This is a genomic window from Streptomyces beijiangensis (assembly GCF_017315755.1).
Lineage (GTDB): Bacteria > Actinomycetota > Actinomycetes > Streptomycetales > Streptomycetaceae > Streptomyces > Streptomyces beijiangensis.
This window is the reverse complement of sequence record NZ_JAFLRJ010001629.1, coordinates 1-206: the sequence shown is the minus strand read 5'-3', so window position 1 is coordinate 206 and position 206 is coordinate 1. Positions and strand designations below refer to the sequence as shown.

Here is a 206-nt window from a genome sequence, read left to right as displayed (position 1 = left end):
GGACGAGGTCGTGTACACGTTGCGCTCGAGTGTGATGTCCGGGATCCGCACACCCGGGGCGGTCTGCACATCGACCACGTTGTACGTGTTCGACCCGTCCGCGGTCGCGCCCGCGCAGTACACGACGTTCCGCAGATCGGATGCCGTCGCCAGGACTCCTTCGCTCACCAGGAAGCCGACGGCCAGCGCGAAGTCGTCCCCCGGGG

At 68.0% G+C, this 206-nt stretch carries 1 pseudogene; it reads right to left on the bottom strand.

The window, feature by feature from the left end:
* Positions 1–206 (bottom strand): annotated as a pseudogene (locus J0695_RS42980) (formate dehydrogenase accessory sulfurtransferase FdhD); the annotation flags it as partial.